Source organism: Gemmatimonas groenlandica (assembly GCF_013004105.1).
GTDB lineage: Bacteria > Gemmatimonadota > Gemmatimonadetes > Gemmatimonadales > Gemmatimonadaceae > Gemmatimonas > Gemmatimonas groenlandica.
This window is the reverse complement of sequence record NZ_CP053085.1, coordinates 4,440,836-4,461,882: the sequence shown is the minus strand read 5'-3', so window position 1 is coordinate 4,461,882 and position 21,047 is coordinate 4,440,836. Positions and strand designations below refer to the sequence as shown.

16 protein-coding genes are annotated in these 21,047 nt (G+C 65.8%); 5 read left to right on the top strand and 11 right to left on the bottom strand.

Annotation, left to right across the window (positions count from 1 at the left end; genetic code table 11):
- The 3 genes from HKW67_RS19095 to HKW67_RS19085 form a co-directional block, all read right to left on the bottom strand.
- Positions 1 to 2,193, bottom strand: coding sequence for a NosD domain-containing protein (locus tag HKW67_RS19095; RefSeq protein ID WP_171226901.1), 2,193 nt, complete (start codon positions 2,191 to 2,193; stop codon positions 1 to 3).
- The gene (locus HKW67_RS19090) at positions 2,184 to 2,678 is read right to left on the bottom strand and encodes a methyltransferase family protein (protein ID WP_171226900.1); all 495 of its coding nucleotides are present in this window, start codon (positions 2,676 to 2,678) and stop codon (positions 2,184 to 2,186) included. The genes HKW67_RS19095 and HKW67_RS19090 overlap by 10 nt, the downstream gene beginning before the upstream one ends.
- 264 nt (positions 2,679 to 2,942) lie before the next feature.
- Positions 2,943 to 4,121: a hypothetical protein gene (locus HKW67_RS19085; protein ID WP_171226899.1), complete on the bottom strand. Its 1,179-nt coding sequence runs from the start codon at positions 4,119 to 4,121 to the stop codon at positions 2,943 to 2,945.
- Positions 4,122 to 4,231: 110 nt separating this feature from the next.
- On the opposite strand from HKW67_RS19085, the gene HKW67_RS19080 reads away from it, so the two are divergent.
- The gene (locus HKW67_RS19080) at positions 4,232 to 5,773 is read left to right on the top strand and encodes an alkaline phosphatase D family protein (protein ID WP_171226898.1); all 1,542 of its coding nucleotides are present in this window, start codon (positions 4,232 to 4,234) and stop codon (positions 5,771 to 5,773) included.
- 244 nt (positions 5,774 to 6,017) lie between these two features.
- On the opposite strand, the gene HKW67_RS19075 is transcribed toward HKW67_RS19080, so the two are convergent.
- The 3 genes from HKW67_RS19075 to HKW67_RS19065 all read right to left on the bottom strand — a co-directional run bounded on the left by HKW67_RS19075 (position 6,018) and on the right by HKW67_RS19065 (position 10,196).
- Positions 6,018 to 7,811, bottom strand: a complete 1,794-nt coding sequence (locus HKW67_RS19075; protein ID WP_171226897.1) for a cation:proton antiporter domain-containing protein — start codon at positions 7,809 to 7,811, stop codon at positions 6,018 to 6,020.
- A 41-nt stretch (positions 7,812 to 7,852) separates the two neighbouring features.
- Entirely contained in the window at positions 7,853 to 8,599 is a 747-nt protein-coding gene (locus HKW67_RS19070; protein ID WP_171226896.1) for a MerR family transcriptional regulator, read from the bottom strand.
- Positions 8,600 to 8,726: 127 nt separating this feature from the next.
- On the bottom strand, positions 8,727 to 10,196 hold the full coding sequence (locus HKW67_RS19065) for a sensor histidine kinase (RefSeq protein ID WP_171226895.1): 1,470 nt from the start codon (positions 10,194 to 10,196) through the stop codon (positions 8,727 to 8,729).
- Positions 10,197 to 10,260: 64 nt separating this feature from the next.
- Here HKW67_RS19065 and HKW67_RS19060 point away from each other — a divergent pair, with 64 nt between their 5' ends.
- Positions 10,261 to 11,211, top strand: coding sequence for a ChaN family lipoprotein (locus tag HKW67_RS19060; RefSeq protein ID WP_171226894.1), 951 nt, complete (start codon positions 10,261 to 10,263; stop codon positions 11,209 to 11,211).
- 18 nt (positions 11,212 to 11,229) lie between these two features.
- On the opposite strand, the gene HKW67_RS19055 is transcribed toward HKW67_RS19060, so the two are convergent.
- The 3 genes from HKW67_RS19055 to HKW67_RS19045 all read right to left on the bottom strand — a co-directional run bounded on the left by HKW67_RS19055 (position 11,230) and on the right by HKW67_RS19045 (position 15,740).
- Positions 11,230 to 11,763: a hypothetical protein gene (locus tag HKW67_RS19055; RefSeq protein ID WP_171226893.1), complete on the bottom strand. Its 534-nt coding sequence runs from the start codon at positions 11,761 to 11,763 to the stop codon at positions 11,230 to 11,232.
- Positions 11,764 to 11,798: 35 nt separating this feature from the next.
- Positions 11,799 to 12,365, bottom strand: coding sequence for a hypothetical protein (locus HKW67_RS19050; RefSeq protein WP_171226892.1), 567 nt, complete (start codon positions 12,363 to 12,365; stop codon positions 11,799 to 11,801).
- A 159-nt stretch (positions 12,366 to 12,524) separates the two neighbouring features.
- On the bottom strand, positions 12,525 to 15,740 hold the full coding sequence (locus HKW67_RS19045; protein WP_171226891.1) for a WD40/YVTN/BNR-like repeat-containing protein: 3,216 nt from the start codon (positions 15,738 to 15,740) through the stop codon (positions 12,525 to 12,527).
- A 71-nt stretch (positions 15,741 to 15,811) separates the two neighbouring features.
- On the opposite strand from HKW67_RS19045, the gene HKW67_RS19040 reads away from it, so the two are divergent.
- From HKW67_RS19040 to HKW67_RS19030, 3 genes are read left to right on the top strand one after another with little or no spacing between them, the layout of a single operon-like run.
- On the top strand, positions 15,812 to 16,864 hold the full coding sequence (locus tag HKW67_RS19040) for an NAD(P)-dependent alcohol dehydrogenase (RefSeq protein WP_171226890.1): 1,053 nt from the start codon (positions 15,812 to 15,814) through the stop codon (positions 16,862 to 16,864).
- Positions 16,865 to 16,914: 50 nt separating this feature from the next.
- Positions 16,915 to 17,637, top strand: a complete 723-nt coding sequence (locus tag HKW67_RS19035; RefSeq protein WP_171226889.1) for a response regulator — start codon at positions 16,915 to 16,917, stop codon at positions 17,635 to 17,637.
- A 10-nt stretch (positions 17,638 to 17,647) separates the two neighbouring features.
- Positions 17,648 to 18,754, top strand: coding sequence for a sensor histidine kinase (locus HKW67_RS19030; RefSeq protein WP_171226888.1), 1,107 nt, complete (start codon positions 17,648 to 17,650; stop codon positions 18,752 to 18,754).
- On the opposite strand, the gene HKW67_RS19025 is transcribed toward HKW67_RS19030, so the two are convergent.
- Both HKW67_RS19025 and HKW67_RS19020 read right to left on the bottom strand, forming a co-directional pair.
- Entirely contained in the window at positions 18,747 to 19,886 is a 1,140-nt protein-coding gene (locus HKW67_RS19025) for a hypothetical protein (protein WP_171226887.1), read from the bottom strand. The two genes, HKW67_RS19030 and HKW67_RS19025, sit on opposite strands and share 8 nt — an antisense overlap.
- Before the next feature lie 26 nt (positions 19,887 to 19,912).
- The gene (locus HKW67_RS19020; RefSeq protein WP_171226886.1) at positions 19,913 to 20,926 is read right to left on the bottom strand and encodes a DUF4956 domain-containing protein; all 1,014 of its coding nucleotides are present in this window, start codon (positions 20,924 to 20,926) and stop codon (positions 19,913 to 19,915) included.
- Positions 20,927 to 21,047 lie beyond the last annotated feature (121 nt).

Below are 21,047 nucleotides of genomic sequence, written 5' to 3'. Positions count from 1 at the left end.
TCAGTGCGGCCCTGCTGACCCTGAGCTCGGCCGCACCGCACCTCGCACCACATCAAGTCGGAACTCGGTCCACCCTTCGCTTTGTACGTACTGCGCCCGCACGCGATGCACGCCGCCCGTGAGCGGCGCGTAGCCCGGCATCGTTTCGTGCAGCGTGAACTGATCGATCACGAGCCGGTCGTCCACCCACACACGAACAGCGTCGTCGCTGAGGGCGCGCAGCGTGTACGCGCCCGGCGGTAGATCGTACGTCGCCGTGGCCTCCATCGCCATCCGTCGCGTGGGGATCTGCGCGTCGCGCGAACGCGACCAGAACCAGTCCATGCGCGACGCGGTGCGTGTGGTGAGCGGCGTACCGGCCAGCAGTGCGGCAAACGCCGCCGGCTGCTTCACGGGATCGGTGCTGTCGCTCCACGCGAACACGCGCTGCGTGAACGTGGTGCGCGGTTCGAACTGCTCGTAGCGAAACCGCTGCGGCACGTTGCGCGCGGTGCGTACGCCACGCGGCGACACGGTGGCAGCGCCGCGATACTCGAGCGTGAGCTCCCAGTCGCCGCGCCGCAACTCGGTCGGTGTGACCACGATCGTGTCACCGGTGTTTCCGGACGTCGCCGACAGCGTGGCGACGCCGCGACGGGACAGCACACGCCAACGCCCCGCGAGGCCGAGCACGCGCAGCCGCACCGACACGCCATGTGTGCTGTCGAGCGGCCACAGCTTGGGCGACTGCCAGTCGTACGGCCCCCACTCATCGACCACGATGGCGCCGCGATCGCGCAGCGCATTGGCCGCGACCGGCCAGCGCAGCGGCGCGTGGTCGATGTTGGGCATGCGCCACCACGTGGTCGTGGGCACGAGTCGTGTGGGATCACACGCCTGCGATGCCGTGTCGTCGACCACGCTGCGCACGCTATCGATGTCGCCGGTGTTCGCGATGCGCCACGGTTCTTTCACCCGCGTGAAGCGGTTGTCGACGAAGCGCCATGCGCGACTCCGGGTATCGCGATGCTTGGGGTAGCCCCAATCGCCCGGCTCGATGGAATCGGCCCACAGGCGGATGGCGAGCGTATCGCCGACGAATCGGTTGGCACCCACCGTGTTCTGCTGGCCGTGTTCGACGGCGATACCGATGCGATTGTTCACGAAGCAGTTGCCGATCACCGACGACTCGTAGCTGTAACCGCCCCAAAGTCCGTGCGTGTTGCCCTCCACGCGATTGCCGATGAACTGATTGCGGCTGAAGGTGGCCTCCATGCCGTTGGTGGGGGCGAAGCTGAAGTCGTTCACGAGAAAGACGTTGTCGTTCGACCCGCCTTGGCCCGTATCCATCGTTGCCTGCCCGGCCCAGAGGAACAAGCCGTCGCCGGAATGCGTCATGGAGTTGTAGGCCACGACGTTGTGCGTGCACTGCTCGAACATGAGCAATGCGGCTGAGTCCTGTCCGCGGGCGAAGAACCCGTGGGAATAGCCGCGTACGTTGTAGTCGGCGCGATTGTTCACGATGCGGTTCCAGCTCGACCGGTACAGACCGATGCCGAGTCCGGAGTTGTACGAGAGGTCGTTGTCGCGGATATCGAGCGAGTCGGTGCGCGTGAGCAGCACACCATTCATGCTTTGTCGCACGGTGTTGCCGTGCAGCGCGCCGCCGGTCACGCGCGAGAGGTAGATGCCGGCGCCGAAGCGCAGCCACTCGTCCTGCTCGTTCTTGTGATACGACAGCCAGTCGTTCAGGCTCTCGTGCTCCACGAGGCTGAACAGGCGCGGCTTCCAGCTATGACTGAGGTCGTTGCTATCGAGCGTCAACGCGCGCGTGCCCCGTGCGAGAATGCCCACGCGGTAGCCGCGCGCCGTGAGGCCACGCACGCGAATCTGTTCACCGCCGTCAATGCGAATGGCGGTGCCCTGCCTGGCGTCTGGCGCGCTGTCGGCCGGCGAGCCGATAAACGTGACGCCGCGCAGATCGACGGTGATGTGGTTGCCGCGAATGGTGAGCAGCGCCGAGTCGAGGGCGGCGGACGCGCGCAGTCGATACACACCGGGACGTACTTTCACCGACTGCGTGATCACGAGCCCGGCGCGTGGGGTGATCAGTGGCACGGGCTGCGCACGGCTGATCGAGGGTGCGGCCGCAAGCACGGCGACAGTGGCGGCGAGGCTGGCGGCGCGCCGGCAACGCACGCGCATCAGAACCATCGCCCCACTCGCGCGCAGTATGCCGCGTAGGCCTCGGGGAAGCGTTCGCGCAAATGGCGCTCTTCCCGGCGGATGACCTGCGTGACGAGCAGCGTGAGCACGGCCGGCAGCAGGATGAGCACCCACAGCACACCGGTCAGGAGCACGCCTCCCAGATAGGCGATGGTGAGACCCGTGTACATGGGATTGCGCGTGTACGCGTAGACGCCCGTGTCCACCACCAGTGTGGCCGGCCGATTCGGATACACCGCCGTGCGAAACCTACGGAAGGTGATCATGCCGGCGAACGTGCACGCCATCCCGATGGCCACCAGTGCGAAGCCCAGGATCACGACCCAGCGCGCATCAGGGATGACGGCGGGAAGCGGCAGCACGAGATCGAGTAATACACCAATCGCGAGGCCACCCACGAACAGCAGCGGCGGCGGAAACGATACGCCAGGACCGCGGTCGGTCGGCGGCGATGGGTTCGCGGATGTTGGCATGCGGACAAGCATGCATCGAATCGGTGCGGGTGGCTACCGCCGCAGAACCGCGGATCAGACGCTCAGAACTCGGCGATCAGACTGGGTATAGTGTTCAGAGTCGAGCAACGACAGTGCTCAGTTTCGAGCATTTCCCTTGATCGGGGTGCGACGAAAGACTCATCGAAGCGCCGCCAGTCCGATGCTCGGCACTGCGGACTGTCGTTGCTGAATTCTGAACACTATACCCAGTCTGAAGCCAGAGTTCTGAGCGTCTGAATCCGTTCAATCCCCCGGCAGCATCGCCCAGAGTGCCGTTCGGCCCACGTTGCAGTGCACCGCGCGCGACAGCGGCGTGCACGCCCCCCAGCTCAGCCACAGCGCGTGGCGCGCCAGATGATGGGCATGCCACGCCTTCACCGCGCCAGCGTTGGCTACCAGGCGGGTAATCCGACCGCGGCGACCGGGCACGGGGTGAAACACCGTCTCCACTCCAGCGCGCCGAACGGGCTCGTCGTCCTGCCATTTGTCGAGCTGTTCGATGCCCGCCGTCATCGACGCGATATCGGTCGAGGCCGTGGCGGCCGCGTCGATGGCGTACACCGCCGCGCGCGACGGTGTGGGCAGCAGCAGCACGCCCACGAATGCCCAGAGCGTCATCGCGGCGGCAAGGGTGACCACACCGCCCGCCGAGGAGGGTGACACACCAGTCAGCAGGAGTGCGACCACGAAGCCGATCGTGTTCCAGCCAATGGCGCCGAAAACGCCGCGCATATGCGCCCCGCTCGTTCCAATGATGTGGCGACGTCGCAGCATCGCGGTCAGCGCCGCGTCAGAGAGCTGCGCCCAGCGCGCGGGCACGACGAGGGTGTGGGCGGTGAGCCCGGACCAGCCGCCTACAAAGCTTTCATCGGGGCTCTCGACCACCTCCAACCGCGACACATCGAGACCGGCCTGCGTCGCCGCACGCGCGATGCGATCGGGTGTGGGCACGACCGGAAGGTTCGCAATCACCCGCGACATGCGACCCCGCCCCGCGGCCAAGAGCAATTGCACCACCACGAACACCGCGACGGCGGCGGGGGTCCCGCCCGCCCGCGACGCCAGCATCAGCGCGGCGGCCGACAGCATCCACACCACCCACTGCACGGCTACCCCGCGCAGCCATCGCGTCAGCCACGTCGAAGCCCACTCGCGACGTCGCACCAGCCACGCGCCGCCAATCAGGTCGAACATCAGAAAAGCCATCGGCGCAAACGCGAAAATCAGACCGACGCGAAAGAGCGCCGCCGGCACCGGCTGGGCGCTGGACAGCGAGAGCCCCTGTGATGGAATACGGAAATACAGCATCGCCGCCGAGAGCAGAACCGCGCTCCCGACGCCCGTGATACCGAGATAGAGCCGCGCTCGAGCGTAAGTAAGCCCGCGGGGCAGCGTGTCGAGAGGTAGAGCCGAGATCGTCATACCGACACAACGCACCGATGGCACGTCCGGGTTGCCGCGGCTTTTCAACCGTACCGACATCGTGACACGGGCGTGTAGCCGAGATCGACCTCCGGTCATAGCGTACTAGTATGGACCGTCGACTTTTTCTGACCGACCTCTCGCGCTACGCGGCGCTCGCCGCCGTCGTTCCCAACGTCTGGCGCGTCACCAGCCGGCCTCGCTTCGCCGAAGATCCGTTTCAACTCGGCGTCGCGTCGGGCGATCCGACATCCACCGGCGGTGTGCTCTGGACGCGCCTCGCGCCGCGGCCGTTCGAACCCGACGGCGGGATGGACGGCATGCGCACCGCCGTGAACTGGGAAGTCGCCAACGACGACCAGTTCAAAACGGTCGTGAAGAAGGGACGCGCCACCGCCGCGCCGGAGCTGTCGTTCAGCGTCCACATCGACGTGGACGGACTCGAGGCAGACCGCTGGTACTTCTATCGCTTCACGACCGGCGACGCCGTGAGCAAGACCGGCCGCTTCCGTACGACACCGGCCGACGGTGCCACGACGCCACTCGCGTTTGCATTCGCATCGTGCCAGCGCTGGGATCAGGGCTACTTCACCGCCCTCGGACACCTGGCGCAGGAAGAGATCGACCTCGCCGTGCATCTCGGCGACTACATCTACGAGTACGCCAGTCCGTCCACCGCGGTGCGAAAGCACCAGGGTCTCGAGATCCGCACGCTCGATGACTATCGCCGACGCTACGCGCAGTACAAGTCCGATCTCGACCTTCAGGCCGCACACGCCCGCTGCCCGTGGCTGGTCACGTGGGATGATCACGAAGTCGACAACAACTACGCTGGGCTCACCGGCGAGAACGTAATGGAGTCGACAGAGCAGATGCGCACGCGTCGGGCCGCGGCCTATCAGGCGTGGTGGGAGCACCAGCCGGTGCGCGTACCGCGCGCGCAGTCGTGGGCGGACCTCACGATCACGCGCACGATCAACTGGGGCGCGATGGCGCGCTTCTGGATGCTCGACACGCGACAGTATCGCGACCCTCAGGTGTGCGCCGACGTGCCGCTCAAGGAGTGCGCGCCGTGGACCGATCCGAAACGCGGACTGCTGGGCACCGCCCAGGAGAAATGGCTGGTGGACGGACTCGGCGCCTCGAAATCACACTGGCAGGTGCTCGCCAATCAGGTCATGATGGCCCCCTATGACTCGGCGCCGGGCGACGAAGTGCGCACGTCGATGGATCAGTGGAGCGGATACCCGGTGGCGCGTGATCGGCTGCTGAACGAGGTCGCCAAGCGCGCCCCGAATCGCACGGTCACCATCACCGGCGACATTCACACGAATTGGGTGAACGAACTGCACACCGATTTCTCACGCCCCGACAAGCCCACTATCGGCGCCGAGTTCGTCTGCACGAGTATTTCGAGCGGCGGCGACGGCAACGACGTGCCGGCGCAGCGCCTGTCCACCATGCAAGGCGACAATCCGCACCTCAAGTGGTTCGAGAATCGCCGTGGCTATGTGCGGTGTCGCGTGACGGAGGCGGATTGGACCGCCGAGTACCGCAGCGTGCCGTTCGTGACGAAACCGGGAGCGCCGGTGCACACGGCGAGCGGATGGAAGGTGGAGCACGGGCGCCCGGGGATTACAAAAACCCAGTAGTCAGTGGTCGGAATTCTGGCGTCTGACTGCTTATCGTGGTCAGAGTTCAGCGAACGACAGTGCTCAGTGCCGAGAATATGATGGCGCCTTGGCACGGTTGATCGTGGAGCACCACTTCCCGTGCGGCCCGCATCATCAAATGCTGAGCGTCTGCGGACTGTCGTTGCTCAACTCTGACCACTATACCCAGTCTGATCCCTGAGCCTGACCGTCAGAACTCTGACTACTGATCAGTTTTCAGTTTTTACATCCGCAGATCCGTCGGCATCAGCGCGCTGAATTCTCGCGTCTGCATCCGCCCTCCGCCGCGCAATTCCTCGACGATCCCGTCCGCCTGGTCATCGTCGACGCCGAGCGAGCGCAGGCTGTGGTACGCCATGCCGAAGGCCAGTTCGCGTTCACCCATGAGCGCCTTGCTGACGCCCAGCTGTTCGAACATCGCCTGTTCCTGATCGCTGTGCGTGCGCACGACGATATCGATCGTCGGATTCTTCGCGCGCACCATGTCGATGATGTGTCGCGCGTGATACGGATCGGGGGCCGCGATCACCAGCAGCCGGGCCGTGCCCGGATACGCGTGCTCCAGGATGCCCGGACGCGTCGCATCGCCGTAGATCGAGGAGACGCCGATGGTACGCATGGCGTCTACGACGCGACGATCCTGCTCGATCGCCACGAACGGCACGCCTTGGCGCTGCAGCGCGTCACCGATCGTGCGTCCCACGCGACCATACCCGATCAGAATCGCGTGCCCCACGGTGATCGTCTCGAACAGATCCGTATGCGCCATGCGCGGCGCCTTCTGCCGCTCCATGCGGTCGAGCAGTCGCGGATGTCGCGCGATCCACGTGGACAGGCGGTCCAGCGTCGCGAAGAGCATGGGATTGAGGACGATCGTGCAGAGCGCCGCCGCCAGGATCAGACTGCGTCCCTCTTCCGACAGCACGCCCAGCGACACGCCGAGCCCTGCGAGAATGAACGAAAACTCGCCGATCTGTCCGAAGCTGGCGCCGATGCGGAGCGAGGCACCGAGCGGATGGCGCAGCAGCACCATCAGCACCGTGGCCACCACGGTGTTGCCGAGCAACACGATCGCGACGGTGGCCAGCACCTTCATGGGTTGCGTGAGCAACACCCCCGGATCGAGCAACATGCCGACCGACACGAAGAAGAGCACGGCGAACGCGTCTTGCATCGGCAGCGCGTCGGCACCGGCACGATGACTGAGGTCCGATTCGCTGATCACGACACCGGCCACGAACGCGCCGAGCGCGAATGACACGCCGAACAAGGTGGCGGCACCGACAGCCACCCCGAGCGACACGGCCAACACGGCCAACGTGAACAGCTCGCGCGAGCCGCTGCGCGCCACGTGCGTGAGCAGCCACGGCACCGCGCGACGACCCACCACGCCCATCAGCACGATGAACGCGACCATCTTCACCAGCGTGAGCGCGACCGACGTAATCAGCTCGGTACGCCCCATCGGCGATGCGCCGGCGGCTCCAGCGCCCAATGCGCTCAGAATCGCCGGCAACAACACGAGGGCGAGCACCACCAACAAGTCCTCGACGACCAGCCAACCCACGGCCACGCGCCCGTCGATCGAGTCCATCAGTCCGCGATCTTCGAGGACACGCAGCACCACGACCGTACTGGCCACCGACAGCGACAGCCCGAACACCAGCGACGCCGCCGGCGTCCATCCCCACGAGCTGGCCAGCCAATACCCCAGCCCGATCGCCGTGAACATCTGCAGCGTCGCGCCCGGCAGCGCGATGCGACGTACCTTGAGCAAGTCGCCGGGCGAGAAGTGCAGTCCCACGCCGAACATCAGCAGGATCACGCCGATCTCGGCCAGCTGGCTGGCCAGCTCCACGTTGCCCACGAACCCCGGTGAATGGGGGCCGAGCGCGATGCCGGCCAGGAGATAGCCGACGAGCGGCGGCATCTTCAGCTTCGACGCGGCGAATCCGAAAAGAAAAGCCGCACCGAAGGCTCCGGCGATCGTGAAGAGGAGGGCGGTTTCAGGATGCATGCCCCGAGAAGTTAGTCTCCCCGGGGCCTGCGCGAATCTACTCAGCCCGGTCCGCCGCCGATCGTGGCGAAGACCTTCCCCATAAAGGCAAACATCTCGGGGTTGGGCGTGTTCGGGTTCGCCGCGTTGATCGTGGCATGCTCTTCCTGATACATGGCGCGGGCGTTGGCCGCGATCTCGCGGTTACCGCCGGTGAAGGCGTTCACCAACTCGCGCCAGCGCACGCCGAGCGCCTGCAGCGCGGGGTCGTTCGGGCTCGTGCCCTTCGCCATATGCTCGCGCACGGCGGGGATCACTTCGGCCCACGCCTGCTCGACCTCGCGGATCCGGTCTGGCCCCAGAGCCTCGCCCTGTTGCTGCATGACCTGGAGCTGCTCGGACGTAAAGAATTTTTCCATCATGATCGTCGCCTCGATAATGCGACAGAGCTCCGAAAGGGGCGCTGTCGTCTCGCTGTGTATGAGTCGCGACAGGTTCTGCAGCCGCACGGCCAGCCGCTGCTGTTCCACGATCTGCATCTGCAACCGCTCCAGATGCAGCTCGATGACGCGTTGGGCCGAGATCTGCGCGCTGTCGAGCAGCCGCCGAATCTCGTCCAGTGGAAAACCCGTGGCCCGCAGCGACTGGATCTGCTGCAACCGCTGCACATCGTTCGCGTCGTACAACCGATGGCCAGTCGGCGTGCGCGCGGACGGATGCAGCAGTCCGATCTCGTCGTAGTGATGCAGCGTGCGGACCGAGAGCCCGGTGTGACGGGCAAGCGTTCCGACCTTCAGGGGGATTGTCATCGCAGCATCGGTAGACGAACGAACGGGGTACGGAGAGTTCCGCTGGGTGCCCGCCGGCCCGGTGGTGGCGAACACGAAGACAGCCTACGTCCTCACGTTACGTGAGGTGCAAGGGCTGCTCGAAAACTCAGGCCGGAACCGGCAAGTACAGATCGATGCAGGTGCCGACGCCGAGCACCGATTCAATCGCCAGCTCGCCGCCAACGCCCACGACGATCTGGTGCACCGTCGCCAAACCGATACCCGTGCCGCCACGCTCGCGCTTCGTGGTGAAGAACGGCTCAAGAATGTGAGGCAGCACGTCGGGGGCGATGCCGACGCCGTTGTCCTCCACTGACACGCGAATGTAGCGGCCCGCGCCCAGCGTCCCGTCGTGCATGCGTCGCGGCACCAGCAGTCGCTCCTCGCCGGTGCGCAGCCGGATCACACCGCCGACAGGTGTGGCGTCGCGGGCGTTCACCACCATGTTGAGGAGCAGCTGCTCCAACTGCGTGCGATCGAGCACGCACGGCAGATCACCCGCCGCCGTGTCAAGTTCGAGCCTCCGTTCGGGCCCGATGCATTTTTCCAGCAGCGGGGCGTTCTCCTGCACCACGGCATCGACCCGCGCGTGTTGGGCGGGCGCGGCGTCGTACGTCGAAGGCTGCGAGAATTCCAACAACTTCGTCACCAATCCTCCGCCTTGCGTCGCCGCCAGCCGGATGTCGCGCAATTCCCGCCGTACGTCATCCGGACGCGCGGCCGCCTCGTCGGCGAGCTCGGCGCAACTGCCGATAATCATCAGCACGTTGTTGAAGTCATGGGCCACGCTGGCGGCCATCCGTCCCAGTGACTCGAGACGTCGGCTTTTTTTCGCCGTCAACTCCGCGAGGTGCAAGCGCTCCGTCATGAGGAGCACCGCGCTGCGCTCGTAGGTGACCGCCACACCGATGGAAATCACACCGACGGCCACCATCTGCAGCAACTGCACGGTCGCTACCGCCAGTAACTGGGTGAGCGTGGACTCCGCGAATTGGTCTTCCGGCAGAATGACCTGCGTCACGAGCAGCATGCGCGCGCTGAACATCGCGAACGCCGTGCCCATCCAGAACAACTCGCGTGTGTGCGCCGTCGTGTGACGCGACTCCCACCACGAAAAGGCCGCGAGGGCGAGATACAGCATCGGATAGAGGATGCCCAAGGGACCTGAACCCGGCTGGTGCATGACGCGTCCGGACGCGACGCTCAGCGTCAGCATCGCCACGACCACGATCGTGGCCCAGACGACGCCTCGCGCCGGCGGACGGCTGCCCTCCTGACGCCCCGCAAGAATGCGCAGGGACGCGTACCAGAACGCCGCAGAGCCCGCTACGGCGAGTAGCTGCAAGGTGGCCGTATGCCAGCGCAGTGACGACAGCGGCGCTTCGCGCCCGTACCACGCCGAGGCGAACGAGGCCAGCGTGTGCAGCAGGTAAATTGACCAACCCGTAGCGAGCGCTCGATGGAGGGGGCGCCGATACACGAACGCGATGCCCCAGAGCGCGACCAGAAAGACCGCTGCCAGCGCCGACTGCATGAAAAATGACGCGAGCAGCGCGTCCATTGGCATCACGGTCATGACGAGAATGTACCCGCGGTGGCTTTCCGTCGTCCAGCAGGCGCCGGATGTGTAAATTCCGGTCATGACTTCTTCCCGCCGATTCCTCCTGGCGCTGCTCGGTGGCGCCTCGTTGCTCTCCACCGCCTGCGCCTCCGGAGGCGCCCGTGGCGCCGTGCCCATCGGGGCCGCCGCGGCGGCACTGCGCGTGTACGACAGCAAGGCCAACCGCTTCATTCCCTTTACGCAGTTGGCCGACGCCGCGGCCAGGGCCGACTTCGTCTTCTTCGGCGAGCAGCACGACGATCCGGCCACGCACGCCAGTGAACTGGCGGTGCTGGCAGCGCTTGGTGAGCGTCGGCCGAATGTCGTGGTCACGCTTGAGATGTTCGAACGCGATGTGCAGCCGCTCGTCGATCAGTATCTCGCGGGGACGATTTCGGAAGCGAATTTCCTGGCGGGTTCGCGCCCGTGGGATCGCTACACCACCGACTACCGCGCGCTGGTGGAATTAGCGCGCGTGCGTGGCTGGCCGGTGGTCGCGGCCAATGTGCCTCGTCGCCTGGCCAGTGCCGTTGGTCGTCGCGGACTGGCGTTGCTCGACACGTTGAACGCCGCGGATCGTCGCTTCATCGCGAAAGAGAACATCTGCCCGAAGGACGCCTACTACACGAAGTTCGCGCAGACCATGACCGGGCACAGCGCCGGCGGCGGACCGCCGACGGCCGGCGATGCGGCGGCGATGGCAAAACTGACCGACACGTTCTACGAAGCGCAGTGCGTGAAGGATGAGGCGATGGGCGAGGCCATCGTGAACGCGTGGCGTGCGGCACCCAAGGGCGCGATCGTCTTTCAGGTGGACGGCGCGTTTCACAGCGATGCCGGTCTTGGCACCGCCGAACGGGCGCGTCGTCGTGCGCCGGAAGCCAAGACGATCGTGCTGAGCGCCGTGCCGATTGCCGATCTGTCGAAGGCGAACGGCAAGGAGCACGCCGACAAGGGCGACTACATCCTGTTCACGCGCGCCCCGAAGTAGACGCGACGCGCGTCGCTGCTACGCGGCGCTGTAACCGCGATCGACGAGAAACGCGCGCACCTTCTCCGGGTTCCGTTCCACTTCCACGGAGCCCGGACGCAGGCCGGTGCGAATGAGCACCCCGCTGCCATCACTAGCCGCAATCACGAAGGCATCAGTGGTCACGCACGCCACTTCGGCGGTCTCCGTGAGCTGCCCCGGATGCCCGGAGAAGTGCATCACGGAGCCTTCCGTCATGCCCTCGGCGCGCACCGTGCCCTGCGGCTCGCTCCACGTGACACCGGAAAACAGCACGATGTCGTTGTTGCCGTTGGCGAACGCTTCGACCGGCACGCCGTACATCCCTTCGGCATCTTCGATGTCGGCCTGCAGCCGGTAGGCGTCGAACAACGATTCGATTTCGGCCGTGTCGCATTGAATGCGCACCGCCCGCTGATCCTGCAGCACCACGGTGACGGAATGCTCGGCCACCATCATGCCGCGCCATGCGCCACGTAACTGGCGGAGCGCCTCGACGGTCTCGGGAGTGGCTTGAAAACGATACTCGCGCACAAAATCCTCAGGGTGGAATCGACCCTGCAATCTCGCTATTGGGCGCGCTGCAGCACATAGGCGCGGCGGAAGGCGAAATCGCCCCCGATCGGCCGGGCTTCCTGTACGAGCCGGATCTCGGCTGGCGAGAGCTCGAGCGTCTCGCGAATCATCGTGGGCTCGTCGCCGTTGTGATCTTCGCCTTCGAGTACGAGCCGGAGCACTTCACCGTTGCGCCCTCCTTCACGGCTGCGCACGGCGAAGGCCTGTGGCGCTGGCGCCCCCGCATCGCCCCAGACCGCGTCGGTCATGGCACGATCGAAATGGAGATGGTCGACGTGCGGCATCGAGGTCACGGCGCCGTCGGAGCTGTAGCGCAACTCGAGTCCATCCTGATCGGGCGCCGGCAACACCTGCAGCGCAGCCGGTCTCGTCACCCGCGTGCCCGTGCCGAGGCCGTCCGCGACCTCGAGTGTGCCCTTCCAGGTGCCGACGAAGTTGACGTACAGCAGATCACGCGCCGGCGCATTCGATGTCGGTGTCGGTCGCACACAGGCGTGCAGCAGCGCGACCGCCAAGGCGGTCATCATGACTGAGCAGAGTGTGCGAAGACGCGAAGGCATGACGGTCGGGACGGCGAGGAGGGGGCAGCAGCAGTTAGACACCGTGAACACGCCAGAGGGTTCCAACCCTGCGCGAACGGGTGGGACGCGTCCCGAAGGACACGCCCCACCCCGTACTCCGTACTCCCTACTTCGTACTTCGTACTCCCTACTTCGCCGTTACTTACGGTCTTCGTCATCCTGCGGGCCGAACGGCGAACCACCGCCCATCGCCCCCTTGTTCTCGACGTGGAGCTTGCCCTTCACGATCGTCGTGCCGACCTGCAGCACGATGCCGTAGTCACCGGTGTCAGCGGTGCCGCCACCACCGAAACCGCCGAATCCACCACCGCCACGACCACCCTGGGCCGGCGCGGGCAGACCGATCAGCGAGAAGATCTTGTTCACGGCTTCGCTCGGTGCAGCCGGCTGATTCACGACCGGTGCCTGCGCGGCGCCGGCACGCGGCGGCGCCGCTTCCGCCGGACGGGCGCAGAACGGTTCCCACTGCGTGAGCGGACGCTCGCAGCTACCGGCACCGCCACGTCCACCACCACCACCACCACCGCGGCCGCCGAACGGCACGTTGCCGAGTCCCGGCGGATTGATCAGGGCACGCGCCTGCGCGATCGCCGCGCTGTCGTACTTGGCCTTGGTGAGCGAATCGAGCACCTGCGGGGCACGCACCGCGCGCAGGATGCTATCACGCTTCTCGCTGGCCGACAGCGGTGCGCGACCGGCCGGGCGCGGCGTGATGGCATACGCCCACGTGACCGTGTGCAAACCGGGTGCGCCCGGGCCGGTGAGCGTGGTGAGCGTGTCACCGCCGGCGTCCACGATGCTGATGCGCGCCGACGTGGAGCCCGGCGTCGTGATGCGATACGAGATCGAGGCGCCGTAGGCCGGGTTCTGCGTCACGAAGAAATTCTGCGCGTTGCCGTTGCCGCTCGCGCCGCGCAGCGGTTCCTCGCCCCACTGGAAGCCGGTCTTCGGCGTGAACAGATGCACCGGCTTGGCCGCGACGGCCGCCGTCATCTCCTGCAGCGGGGCCACGTCCACGATCCAGAAGCCGCGACCATGCGTGGCGGCGATCAGCTCGCGGTCACGCGGATGAATCTGCAGGTCGTACACCGGCACGCTGGGCAGATTCGCCATGAAGCGCGACCAGGTGGCGCCGCGATCGATCGACGCGTACACGCCGATGGACGTGCCCACGTACAACAGGTCGCGATTGATGGGATCTTCACGCACGACGTGCAGGAAGTCACCCGGGCCGCCGGTGGGCAGGTTGTTCACGATCGACGAGAACGACTTGCCACCGTCCTTCGACATGAACAGATGCGGGCGGAAATCCCCCCAGCGGTGATTGTCGAACGCCACGTACACGACGTTGGTGTCGAACTTCGACGCTTCGATCCGTGTGACGTACACTTCGCCGCCGTTCGGCAGTCCCTGAATGCGCGACGACAGATTCTCCCACGTGGCGCCGTCGTTCGACGACTTCCACACGTTGCCGTCGTCGGTGCCGGCGTAGAGCAGGCCGGGCTTGGCCGGGCTCTCTTCGAGCGCCACGATCGTGCCGTAGGTCTCGGCGCCGGTCGCGTCGAGCGTGATACCGCCCGTGAGACGCAACGCGGTGTCGAGCTTGGCGGTGAGGTTCTTCGAGAGGTCGGGCGAGATGATGCGCAGATCTTCACCACGCTTCGTCGACTTCAGCACCTTGTTGCCGGCGAAGTAGATCACCGACGGATTGTGCGGCGAGATGAAGAACGGCGCGTTCCAGTTGTAGCGGATCGTGAGCTCGCTGGAATCCTTCACCTGCTGCCCGCGAAGTGCCGCGATCGCCGTGTTCTGCGCCTTGGTGGCCGCCGCCAGCGGGTTACCACGAATGGTCGCGATCGAATCTTCCCACTGCTTGTAGCGCGCCTGCCAGGTGGGCTTGGCGAAGGCCACGCGCTCACCGCTCTTCAGGTTCACGCGCGACACATTGCCGCCCTGCGACTCGCCGTACACGACGTTCGGATCGGTCGGGTCCATCGCGGCGTAGAAGCCGTCGCCGCCGGCGATCGTGAACCAGTAACCGAGGCTCGTGGTAGGCGTGCGACGCTTGCTCGGGCCACACCAGGTGCCGTTGTCCTGCGCGCCGCCGCAGATGTTGTACGGCACGGCCATGTCGTAGGCCACTTCGTAGAACTGCGCGACGGGAATGTTCTGTCCCTGCACGAAGTTGCCGCCCTTATCGAACGTGATGGCGATGCCGCCGTCGTTCGCTACGGCCCAGCGCTCCGGATCGGTCGGGTCGATCCAGATGCCGTGCGTATCGATATGCACGCCATTGGCCGTGGTGCGGTTCGTCTTGCCGCCGTCTTCCGACAGCTGCAGGTCGGTGCTCGAGAAGTACACGCGGTCCGGATTCTTCGGATCGCTGCGCACCTGCGAGTAGTAGAACGGACGCACGTTGTAGTTGTTCATCTGCGTCCACGTGGCGCCGCCATCGGTGCTCTTCCAGAGCCCGTTGTTCTTCGGGCTGCGCTCACCGACGATCGGGCCGGTCGCGTTGGCGGCCGCTTCGATCATCATGTACATCACGCTCGGGTTTGCTGCGTTGATGTCGATGGTCATGCGCCCCTTCTGACCGGCGGGGAATCCGCCGCCCTTCACTTCGGCCCAGGTGGTGCCGCCATCGGTGCTCTTCCAGAGCGCCGAACCGGGACCGCCGCTGAACAGCGAGTATGGCGTGCGACGCCGCTCCCAGCTGGTGGCGAACACGACGTTCGGATCCTTCGGGTTGATCGCGACATCGATCATGCCGGCCTTGTCGCTCACGAACTTCACGAGCTGCCACGACGTGCCGCCGTCGGTGGTCTTGTACAGACCACGCTCCGGGTTGGAACGCCACGCGGCGCCGAGGGCGGCCACGAACACGACGTTCGGGTTGCTCGGGTGCACGGCGATGCGGCCGATGTGCTCGGTCTTCTCGAGTCCCTTGGCCGACCAGGTCACGCCGCCGTCGGTGGACTTGAAGATGCCGCCGCCCGGCTCGATCGAGTTACGAGAGTTCGGCTCACCCGTGCCGGCCCAGACCTGCTGGGTATCCGACGGCGCGATGGCGAGCATGCCCATCGAAATCACGCGCTTGTCGTCGAATACCGGGCGCCACGTGGTGCCGTTGTTGGTGGTCTTCCAGATACCACCACCGGCCGCCGCGGCGAAAAGAGTTTTGGAGGGGCCGGGAATACCGACCACGTCGGACATGCGGCCCATGAAGTTGGCGGGGCCAACCGTACGCCAGCGCATACCGGCAACGGCGGCGGAATCGAGCGCCTGAGCTCCCAGCGTCTGGGCACCCATGAGCACGCTTCCAGCCAACCAGGAAAGGGAACGAATTCGGGACATGAAGGGAACGGTGGAGGGAATGCTGCAAGTTCACCTTTGAAAACGTACGACTCCCCCTACACGTTTAGCGAATGACTCAAACTCTCGGTTTTGCCGCGTTCAGCGCGGTCGCTCCACTCGGTCCGTGGAGCTTCGAACGCCGCACGCCCGGCCCGCGTGATGTGCAGATCCAGATCCTGTTCTGCGGGATCTGTCACTCTGATCTCCATACGGTCCGTGGCGAATGGGGCCCGATCGCGTACCCGCAGGTGCCGGGGCACGAAATCGTGGGGCGGGTCGTTTCGACCGGCGCTGAAGTCACGCGTTGGAAGGCGGGCGATATGGTGGGCGTGGGCTGCATGGTGGACAGCTGCCGCACCTGCCCGTCCTGCGAGGAAGGGCTGGAGCAGTATTGCGAAGTCGGCATGACGGGCACGTACGGTGGCGTTGAGAAGCAGACGGGCCTGCCCACCCAGGGTGGATACTCGAACGCGATCGTGGTCGACGACCGCTACGTGCTGCGCATTCCCGAGGGCATGGACCCGGCCGGTGCCGCGCCGTTGCTCTGCGCCGGCATTACCACCTTCTCGCCGCTCCGCCACTGGAAGGTCGGCCCGGGCAGCCGGGTCGGCGTCGTCGGCATCGGTGGCCTTGGCCACATGGCCGTGAAGCTGGCCGCGGCGATGGGTGCGCACGTCGTCGTGCTCACGACCTCCCCCTCCAAGATCGACGACGCCAAGCGCCTCGGCGCTCACGAAGTGGTGATCTCGAATGATCCGGCGGCGATGAAGGCAATTGCCAATTCGCTCGACCTGATCATCGATACCGTCGGCACCTCGCATGACCTCGAGCCCGAGTTCGCCCTGCTCCGTCGCGACGGCGCGCTCTGCCTGCTGGGTGGCTCGCCCCAGCCGCACCACTACCCTGGCGCGTTCTCGTTCATCATGAAGCGGAAGAAGCTGGCCGGTTCGCTCATCGGGGGCATTCCGGAAACGCAGGAGATGCTCGATTTCTGCGCCGCGCACAACATCGTGGCCGACATCGAAGTCGTCGCCGCGTCGGCCATCAATGAGGCCTACGAGCGCATGCTCAAGTCGGATGTGAAGTATCGCTTCGTCATCGATATCAGCACGCTCGAAGCCTGATTGAAGGCCGGGTGCTGACGGTGTCCGAAATCTCGCGTTAGCATTCGGACATGTCGCCCGTACTTTTCACGGAAGGGCCGGACCCGGAGTCGATCCTCGTCGTCGAAGATGACGTGGATCTCCGGGACGTGCTTGTCCATACCCTCGGCACGATCTGCCGTTCGGTGCGCACGGCGTCGACGCTCTCCGACGCCGTGCGCGAGTGCACTCTCAAGGCGCCGGATCTGGTGTTGTTGGATCTCGGGCTGCCGGATGGAGACGGTGCCGACTTGCTCCTCCGGCTGCGCGGCATCACCGACGTCCCGATCATCGTGCTGTCCGGTCGGGCGGAGGAGGAGGAAAAGGTGGCGCTCCTCGACGCCGGCGCCGACGATTTCATCATCAAGCCTTGCGGTGCCAGCGAGCTCCTGGCCCGTGTGCGCGGACAGATTCGGCGTTCCGCGACGTCATTGGCGGTTCGCTCGTGGGCGCGCATTACCACGGACGGCGTGGAGATCGACTTGGTCGCTCAGCGCGTGGTCCGGCACGGGGTGCCGCAGCGACTCACGCCAACCGAATGGGCGCTGCTGCGCGCGCTGGTCCTGCATCCCGGGCGCGCCCTCTCGCCGCGTGAGCTGTGGGATCTGGTATGGGATCGCGAGTTCGGCGACTTCGCCACCCACGTGCGCGTGCACATGACGCACTTGCGACGAAAGGTCGAACCCGATCCGTCGGTGCCGCGCCTGATCATTACCGAGCCGGGCGTAGGCTATCGGTTCGTCGGCCCCGGCTAGGCGAACCGTCATGCCGTCGACGGTACGTGCGTGGGTGACCTGGCTAGGCCTCTACGCCGTCGTCACCCTGTTCTTCATCCGTCTCGACGAGCTGCCGGAGCTCCGCACGTCGCACGGCGTGCTGGTGTATCTGCTCCTCATTATCGGGGCGAGCCGGCAGGGCGGTCGCTGGCTCTCTCTCGCTATGGTCGCGCTAGGCTACATCGCCGTCGACGTGCTGTTTGTGCCGCCGCGCTTCGGATTCGGGACCGAGCGTCACCTCGACGTGTTGATCCTGATCGGGTTTCTGATCACGGGCGTCATGATTTCGCAGCTCTTCGCCGGCCTCCAGCGCGCGGTGCGAGTGGCGAACGAGCGATCGGAGGAGGTGGCGCGCCTGAGCGATGCCCGCGTACAGCTGGAGCGGGAAGTGTCGGCGGCGCGGGTACTGCGTGACGCCGATCGTCTCAAGAACGCGCTGCTGTTGTCACTCTCGCACGACCTACGCTCACCGGTGGCCACGCTCGCGCTGCTGTCGGACCCCGAGTCCGCGTTCACGCCAGAGGCGGCGATGCCGCGGGTCCGCGATCAGGCCGAGCGTCTGGGCGAGTTCATTCAGACACTGCAGCGGTTCGCCAATTCCGGCGCTGGATCCCCGCTCGAGATGGCGCGCCATGAGGCCGATGCGCTGGTGCAGACCGCACTGCGATCCTCGGAAGCCTTGCTGGTGTCGCGCGACGTGCGCGTGACCCTGTCTGCCGACGGGCCGTTCGCCGTGCGCTGCGATTTCACGCTGGCGCTGCAAGTGCTCGGCAATCTGCTGCAGAATGCCGCGCGCTATTCCCCGCCGGGAACGCCAATCGAGGTGACCGTGCGGCCGGGTACGCATCTCACGGAGATCGTCGTGGCTGACCGCGGCCCCGGCCTGAACGACGCCGACGTGGAGCGGATCTTCGCTCCGCTCAACCGACGGGCATCGCCGCTCGATCCGCAGCAGGAGCGTATGGGAGTGGGGCTGTCGATCGCGCGCACATTCGCCCGGGCCCAGCGCGGCGACGTGCGATATCGCGCACGCGAGGGCGGAGGGGCGGAATTCGTGCTCGTGCTCGCGACTGCGACCGATTCCGACGCTACTTGACGCAGGTGGCGAACAGGTCGCGCTGCGCGTCTTTCGGCGTCTTGATGCTCTCGTAGAAATCGTCGTAGTAGCCCAGCGCGCTCTTTACCTTATTGGGCGAAATCAGCAGGCCGATCTCATCACGATACAGCGCATAGATCGCGTCCTTCTTGGCGACGAACTGCTCGAACGCTTTCGGATACGCCGCCTGATGCGCGCAGTAGCCGCGGAACTGCCGGTCACGCACGCGCGTCACTTTCATTTGCGGATCGACCCCGGCGTAGGTCGCATCGATCGCGCCGGCGAAGTCGAAGTCATACGACACCGGGAGGTTGCGGCCATCGGCCAGCGCGATCACTTCGCCGTTGTGGAGTCCACCAAAGGAGAAATCGGTATTGCCGATGAAGTACTGAAAGGTGAACGCGAGCGCGGAGATGTCGGGGTCGAGATCGTCGGCGGTGGCGCCCTTCCGATCGAGGATGACCCCGTTCATCCGACGCGCTACATGCGCCGGATCCTCGATGAGGAACGAGTACCGCGTGACCTCCACCTTACCGCTGGCGCTGTCGGCGTACGACAGGCGCACGAGCCGTACCTTGTGACTCACGTCGGTGACGAGCCGGTTGATGCGATACAGCTGCGCCTCCTGCACCACGTACTGCTCGTACGTGTCGAGATTGCGGCAGTACGTGACCAGCTTCGGCTCGTCGAGATCCTCCAGCAGCGTACCCTTGCCCGCCTTGTCCGCCACTTTGATGCGAATGGGCGGATAATCGCAATGCTTGAGACGCCAGATGCCGCGTGTCTTCACGCGCACCGGCACCGTGACCGCCTTGCCGTCCTCGCCCGTGTAGGCGATCGTCGCCGTGCGCCATGGCGCGTCAGCCGACTTGTCCTTCTTGATCTGCTTGATGTTCGTCGTCAGCGTGAGTTCGAGCGGCTTCTCGCTCGCGAACATCGGCGGCGCCGGCATCTTCTTGGGCTTGGGCGGTCCGGCCACCTTGAGACTGTCAGCAGCCGTCTTCGGCTCCTTGGGCTTCTTGGGCTTCTTGCCGGCGTCCTGCGCCTGTGCCGCGGAAGCACCGGCCACCAGCATCAGCGTGGCGGCGACGCGCATCAGGCGAGACGTGAAACGAAGCGTCGTGCGAATCATGAGTGCCTGGCTCCCTGACAAGGTGGTCATACCACTTCCGCGCTGGCGACCTGCGTGGACCCCGCCGCGCGCACGAGCGCGAGCAGTTCCTCGGGTCCGGTTTTCTTGCGCAGCTGAATCCGATACTCGAGCACCGACACGCCATCGGTCGATTCCATGCTGCCGAAGCGCCACGACTTGGTGAACTCCTGCAAACGTGGCTCGAGCACCCGTCGCAGCGCCGTGGCATTCTCGGTCTGCACCCGGAGAATGCGCTCTTCGACGACCGCCTGCATCTCGCCCGTATGATTGTTGGCCTGCGCACGCTTCCAGGCCCGCTCGGCGATGCCCTCGAGTTGCTCGCGGGTCATGTTCTTGAGCACCTCGTCGTCCACGCGCGCCACGAACGTGCCGGTGCGCGACAGGTTCTTGGCGCGACGGAGCCGCTGCTCCGCGATGCGCCCATCCATCTCGACCGGCGCGCTGCCGAAGTCGGTGTACCACAGAATCAACGTGACCGCATTGAAGCCGATCGACAGCACGGCCGCCACCGGCAGGTTCACCGCCGACGACAGGCCGATCGCGGTGGCGAGAAACACGTAGACGGCGTCTTTGCTGTCGTCGAGTGTGTTGCGAAAGCGGACCGCCGCCACGATGCCGGCGAGGCTGAAGGCCAGCGCCAGCGAGTACTTCACGAGCAACACGATGCCCGCTACCACCGTGGGCAGAATGACCAGCAGTTGCACCACCGACTGCTGATAGCCGCGCTTGGCCCGCGTGAGCAGGTACACCCACGCCACCGGCAGCGACAGCAGCACGGCCGCCGCCATCGCCACCGCGACCGTCAGGGCCAGCGTGACTTCGTCGAGCGGCGTCGCGACGCGCGGATCCGGCTCGGTGCCGGTGCCCAGCAACGCTTCGAGTGACGCCGGGATCGCGGCCGACCCGTGCGGCAGAAAGCGCCACAGCAGCGTCGCACCGCCGATGAGGACGATGTAGTACACGACGGCGCGCACGACTACGCGCGTACCGGCGTCGGCCCGCTTCACCGTGGTCGTCACGCTGGTTCCATCGTCGGGAGAGGCACTCGGTTGCTCGTCAGGGGTATCGGTCGACAGTGGCCCGGCTCGGGCCCGCGCCGCCCGTTCAGCGGATGGGCACTGCTCCAGGCTCGCACCAGTA

Coding starts and splice junctions, on each gene's coding strand:
- HKW67_RS19080 (WP_171226898.1), top strand. CDS start 4,232: ATGGACCGTCGACTTTTTCTGACCGACCTCTCGCGCTACGCGGCGCTC.
- HKW67_RS19025 (WP_171226887.1), bottom strand. CDS start 19,886: ATGATTCGCACGACGCTTCGTTTCACGTCTCGCCTGATGCGCGTCGCC.
- HKW67_RS19085 (WP_171226899.1), bottom strand. CDS start 4,121: ATGACGATCTCGGCTCTACCTCTCGACACGCTGCCCCGCGGGCTTACT.
- HKW67_RS19065 (WP_171226895.1), bottom strand. CDS start 10,196: ATGACCGTGATGCCAATGGACGCGCTGCTCGCGTCATTTTTCATGCAG.
- HKW67_RS19095 (WP_171226901.1), bottom strand. CDS start 2,193: ATGGTTCTGATGCGCGTGCGTTGCCGGCGCGCCGCCAGCCTCGCCGCC.
- HKW67_RS19040 (WP_171226890.1), top strand. CDS start 15,812: ATGACTCAAACTCTCGGTTTTGCCGCGTTCAGCGCGGTCGCTCCACTC.
- HKW67_RS19050 (WP_171226892.1), bottom strand. CDS start 12,365: ATGCCTTCGCGTCTTCGCACACTCTGCTCAGTCATGATGACCGCCTTG.
- HKW67_RS19060 (WP_171226894.1), top strand. CDS start 10,261: ATGACTTCTTCCCGCCGATTCCTCCTGGCGCTGCTCGGTGGCGCCTCG.
- HKW67_RS19090 (WP_171226900.1), bottom strand. CDS start 2,678: ATGCCAACATCCGCGAACCCATCGCCGCCGACCGACCGCGGTCCTGGC.
- HKW67_RS19030 (WP_171226888.1), top strand. CDS start 17,648: ATGCCGTCGACGGTACGTGCGTGGGTGACCTGGCTAGGCCTCTACGCC.
- HKW67_RS19045 (WP_171226891.1), bottom strand. CDS start 15,740: ATGTCCCGAATTCGTTCCCTTTCCTGGTTGGCTGGAAGCGTGCTCATG.
- HKW67_RS19035 (WP_171226889.1), top strand. CDS start 16,915: ATGTCGCCCGTACTTTTCACGGAAGGGCCGGACCCGGAGTCGATCCTC.
- HKW67_RS19070 (WP_171226896.1), bottom strand. CDS start 8,599: ATGACAATCCCCCTGAAGGTCGGAACGCTTGCCCGTCACACCGGGCTC.
- HKW67_RS19075 (WP_171226897.1), bottom strand. CDS start 7,811: ATGCATCCTGAAACCGCCCTCCTCTTCACGATCGCCGGAGCCTTCGGT.